We start from the raw sequence: 4,447 nt of genomic DNA, 5'->3' as shown, positions 1-4,447 counted from the left end.
CTGACCGTGCACGAGATGGTCCGGCACATCGCCGGCTTCTATCCCGAGGCGCGCAAGGCCGACGAGGTGATCGAGCTGGTCGGCCTCGGCGAGAAGCGCAACAGCAAGATCCGTACGCTCTCCGGCGGCCAGCGTCGCCGGGTCGACGTGGCCCTCGGCATCGTCGGCCGTCCCGAGCTGCTCTTCCTCGACGAGCCGACCACCGGTTTCGACCCGGAGGCCCGCCGCGAGTTCTGGGAACTGATCCGGGACCTCTCCGCGGCCGGCACCACCATCGTGCTCACCACGCACTACCTGGACGAGGCCGAGGCGCTCGCCGACCGGGTGGGCGTCATCGCCGGCGGCCGGCTGGTCGAGGTCGCCGTACCCGCCGAGCTGGGCAACCGGCAGGACGCGCTGGCCACGGTCTCCTGGCGTACCCCGGAGGGCACGTCGGAGAGCGCGCAGAGCGCGACGCCGACGGCGCTGGTGGCGGAGCTGGCCGCGCGTTTCGGCGGCGAGGTGCCCGGTCTCACGGTGACCCGGCCGACCCTGGAAGACGTCTACCTGAGCATGATCGGACACTGATGACCACCACCACGAAGCCGGCGACCCCGCCCGCCACCACCGGCCGCCGGCGGGTCGGGCCGGGCGCGCTCGCCCTGCGCCAGGGCCGGCTGGAGATCACCCAGTTCCTGCGCAGCCGGGAGTCCGTCGTGTTCACGATGGGCTTCCCGATCATCATGATCCTGATCTTCGCGTCGATCTTCGACGGGACGATCGGTGGCGGGGTGAAGTTCACCCAGTACTTCATCACCGGCATGATCGCGACCGGGCTGATGACGGTGAGCTTCCAGAACCTCGGCATCTGGATCCCGATCGAGCGGGACCGGGGCGTGCTCAAGCGCTACCGGGGCACCCCGATGCCGAAGTGGGTCTGGTTCGCCGGCAAAGTGATCATGGTGGTGGCGATCGGCATCGCCGAGACCGCGCTGCTGCTGGCGGTCGCCGTGGCGCTGTTCGACCTCGACCTGCCGGCCACCGCCGCCAAGTGGTTCACCTTCGGCTGGGTCGCCGTGCTCGGGGTGACCGCCTGCACCCTGTGCGGGATCGCCATCTCGTCGCTGGCCCGCACCGCACGCAGCGGCTCCGCCGTGGTCACCCCGGTCTCCCTGGTGCTCCAGTTCATCTCCGGGGTGTTCTTCGTCTTCACCGACCTGCCCACCTGGATGCAGCAGGTGGCGGCGTTCTTCCCGCTGAAGTGGATGTGCCAGGGCCTGCGCGCGGTCTTCCTGCCGGAGAGCTTCGGCGCGCAGGAACCCGGCGGCTCCTTCGAGCTGGGCCGGGTCGCCCTGGTCCTCGCCCTGTGGTGCCTGATCGGCCTGGCCCTCTGCCTGACCACCTTCCGCTGGACCACCAAGCGCGACGGCTGACCGCCGGGCGCGGTCGACGCGGTTGTGCCGATACTGCGGTGTCCGCTGAGGGGGACACCGCAGTATCGGCGACGTTGCTGGCCGGGGCCGGGGCCGGCGCTCAGTACGAGTAGAAGCCCTGGCCGGTCTTGCGGCCCAGGTCACCGGCGGTGGCCATCCGCTGGAGCAGCTCCGGCGGGAAGAACTTCTCGTCGGCCGTGTCGGTGTAGATGTTCCTCGTGGCGTTCAGCAGGACGTCCACGCCGGTCAGGTCGACCGTGGCCAGCGGACCCATCGCGTGACCGAAGCCCAGCTTGCAGGCGGTGTCCAGGTCCTCGGCCGACATCACCCCGGACTCGACCAGCTTGACCGCCTCCATGGCCAGCGCGCAGATCAGCCGGGTGGTGACGAAACCGGCGATGTCCCGGTTGACCACCACCACGGTCTTGCCGATCTCCTCGGCGAACGCCCTGGCGGTGGTCAGGGTCGCGTCGCTGGTCTTGTAGCCGCGCACCAGCTCGCACAGCTTCATCATCGGTACCGGGGAGAAGAAGTGGGTGCCGACGACCGACTCCGGGCGCTGCGTGGCGGTGGCGATCTGGGTCACCGGGATGGCCGACGTGTTGGTCGCCAGCACCGCGTCCGCCTTGCAGATCTTGTCCAGCGCGCGGAACACCTCGTGCTTGATCTCGATCTTCTCGAAGACCGCCTCGACCACGATGTCCGCGTCGGCCGCCGCCTCCAGCTCGGTGGTCGGGGTGATCCGGCCCAGCGTGGCCTCGACGTCGGACGCCTCGATCCTGCCCTTCTCGGCGAACTTCGTCAGCGACCTGCGGATGCCGTCCACACCGCGCGTCGTGGCCGCGTCGTCGATGTCGCGCAGCGTCACCTGCCAGCCCGCCTGCGCCGCCACCTGGGCGATGCCGGAACCCATCAGCCCGGCCCCGACGACCGCGAGTCGACCCGCCATCTGCTTCTCCCTCGCCTAGAGATTGAGTGTCTGCCAGCACCCTAGTCGGCGAGCCTGAACGACCGCTAAGCCCCGGACGGCCGGACCGGCGGCGGGCGGCCGGGGGCGGCGGCGGGCGGGTCAGATGGTCAGCTCGGGGGTCTCCGGGGCGGTGCCCCGTTCCACCTCCACACCGAGCGCCCGCAGGTCGGCCACGAAGTCCGGGTAGCCCCGGTCCACGTGGTGCACGTGGGAGACCTCGGTGACGCCGTCCGCGCAGAGCCCCGCGATGATCAGCCCGGCACCGGCCCGGATGTCGGTGGCCCGGACCGGGGCGCCGGAGAGCCGGTCCCGGCCCCGGACCACGGCGTGGTGCCCGTCGGTCTTGATGTCGGCGCCGAGCCGCACCATCTCGTTGGCGAACATGAACCGGCCGTCGAAGATGTTCTCGGTGATCAGTGACGCCCCCTCGCTGACCGCCGCCAGGCCGATCGCCATCGGCAGCAGGTCGGTGGCGAACCCCGGGTACGGCAGCGTCACCACGTCCACGGCGGCGGGGCGGTCGTCGGCGCGGACCCGGAAGGCGTCGCCCCGGGTCTCCACCAGCGCGCCGGCCGACACCAACTTGTCCAGCGCGACCTCCAGGTAGGCCGGGTCGATCCCGGTGACCGTCACGTCCCCCCGGGTCATCGCCGCGCCGAACGCCCACGTCCCGGCGACGATCCGGTCCCCCACCGTGGCGTGCCGCACCGGGCGCAGCGCGGGCACCCCGGCGATACGCAGCGTGGAGCTGCCGCAGCCGGAGATCCGGGCGCCCATCCGGTTGAGCATCGTGCAGAGGTCGACGATCTCCGGTTCCCGGGCCGCGTTGTCGATCGTCGTCACGCCCCGGGCCAGCACCGCCGCCATCACCAGGTTCTCGGTGGCGCCCACGCTGGGGAAGTCCAGCACGATCTCGGCGCCCCGCAGCCCGTCCGGGGCGGCGGCGATGACGAAGCCGTGCTCGCCGGAGACCTCCGCGCCCATCCGGGCCAGCCCGGCGATGTGCATGTCCAGGCCCCGGGAGCCGATCGCGTCCCCGCCCGGGTGGGCCACCCGCACGTACCCCCGGCGGGCCAGCAGCGGACCCAACACGCAGATCGACGCCCGCAGCCGACGCACCAGGTCGTAGTCGGCGTCCGCGCCGGGCTGCTCGGGCACGTCGATGACGACCGACCGGGAGCGGGTCTGCCCGTCGTAGGCGACCATCGGGTCCACCGGGTCGTCCGCCGCGAAGTGCACCGCGCAGCCGAGCCGGCGCAGCACCTCGCCCATGATGGCGATGTCGGTGATCCGGGGCACGTTCGTGATCACCGTACGCCCCGGGGCCAGCAGCGCCGCCGCCATCAGCTTCAACGCCGAGTTCTTCGCCCCGACGACGTGCACCGTGCCGGCCAGCCGGGCGTCGCCGCCGACCCGGATGACGTCGACCGCGTCGACGGCCGGATCACCCGGCCCCGCCTCCACCTGCCAACCGGCCGCGGTGGGCCGTGCCGGGATCGTCAGGTCCGGTATCCGTAGGCTGTGCGTCATGGCCGTCCACCTCACGCGCATCTACACCAAGGCCGGCGACGCCGGCATGACCAGGCTGAGCAACAACGAGCAGGTGCCGAAGACCGATCCCCGGATCGCCGCGTACGCGGATGTCGACGAGTGCAACGCCGCGCTCGGCGTGGCGCTCGCCCTGGGGCAGCTCGACGACGAGCTGCGGGCCGTGCTGGAGTCGATCCAGAACGACATGTTCGACGTCGGCGCCGACCTGGCCACCCCCGTCGAGCCGGACCCGGCGTACCCGCCGCTGCGGGTCACCGAGGAGTACGTCGAACGCCTCGAAGGCTGGTGCGACGAGTACAACGGGCGACTGGGCAAGCTCGACTCCTTCATCCTCCCCGGCGGCACCGCTGGCGCGGCGCTGCTGCACGTGGCTCGGACGATCGCCCGGCGCGCCGAACGGGCGGCCTGGGCCCTGGTCGCCCACGATCCGGATCGCACCAGCTCCCTTCCGGCAAAGTATCTCAACCGCCTCTCCGACCTGCTGTTCATCCTGTCAAGAACGGCCAATCCGGGC

At 71.5% G+C, this 4,447-nt stretch carries 5 protein-coding genes; 3 read left to right on the top strand and 2 right to left on the bottom strand.

Annotation, left to right across the window (positions count from 1 at the left end):
• Both ACOJTC_RS17495 and ACOJTC_RS17490 read left to right on the top strand, forming a co-directional pair.
• Nucleotides 1–567, top strand: a 567-nt coding sequence (locus tag ACOJTC_RS17495; protein WP_420117685.1) for an ABC transporter ATP-binding protein, incomplete at its 5' end; no start/stop codon positions are given.
• Nucleotides 567–1,412: an ABC transporter permease gene (locus ACOJTC_RS17490; protein ID WP_420117684.1), complete on the top strand. Its 846-nt coding sequence runs from the start codon at nt 567–569 to the stop codon at nt 1,410–1,412. The genes ACOJTC_RS17495 and ACOJTC_RS17490, both read left to right, overlap by 1 nt.
• 100 nt (nt 1,413–1,512) lie before the next feature.
• Here ACOJTC_RS17490 and ACOJTC_RS17485 read toward each other — a convergent pair whose 3' ends face one another.
• A complete protein-coding gene (locus tag ACOJTC_RS17485) occupies nt 1,513–2,361 on the bottom strand; it encodes a 3-hydroxyacyl-CoA dehydrogenase family protein (protein ID WP_420117683.1) in 849 nt (282 codons plus the stop codon).
• 120 nt (nt 2,362–2,481) lie between these two features.
• A complete protein-coding gene (gene murA / locus ACOJTC_RS17480) occupies nt 2,482–3,912 on the bottom strand; it encodes a UDP-N-acetylglucosamine 1-carboxyvinyltransferase (RefSeq protein WP_204926937.1) in 1,431 nt (476 codons plus the stop codon).
• Here murA and ACOJTC_RS17475 point away from each other — a divergent pair.
• On the top strand, nt 3,911–4,447 hold a 537-nt coding region (locus ACOJTC_RS17475; RefSeq protein ID WP_420117682.1), incomplete at its 3' end, for a cob(I)yrinic acid a,c-diamide adenosyltransferase. The genes murA and ACOJTC_RS17475 overlap by 2 nt on opposite strands.

The sequence above is a fragment of the Micromonospora sp. genome (assembly GCF_048594385.1).
In the GTDB taxonomy this organism is placed as follows: domain Bacteria; phylum Actinomycetota; class Actinomycetes; order Mycobacteriales; family Micromonosporaceae; genus Micromonospora; species Micromonospora wenchangensis.
The sequence above is the reverse complement of the archived record's forward strand: the minus strand, read 5'-3'. Positions and strand labels throughout refer to the sequence as shown.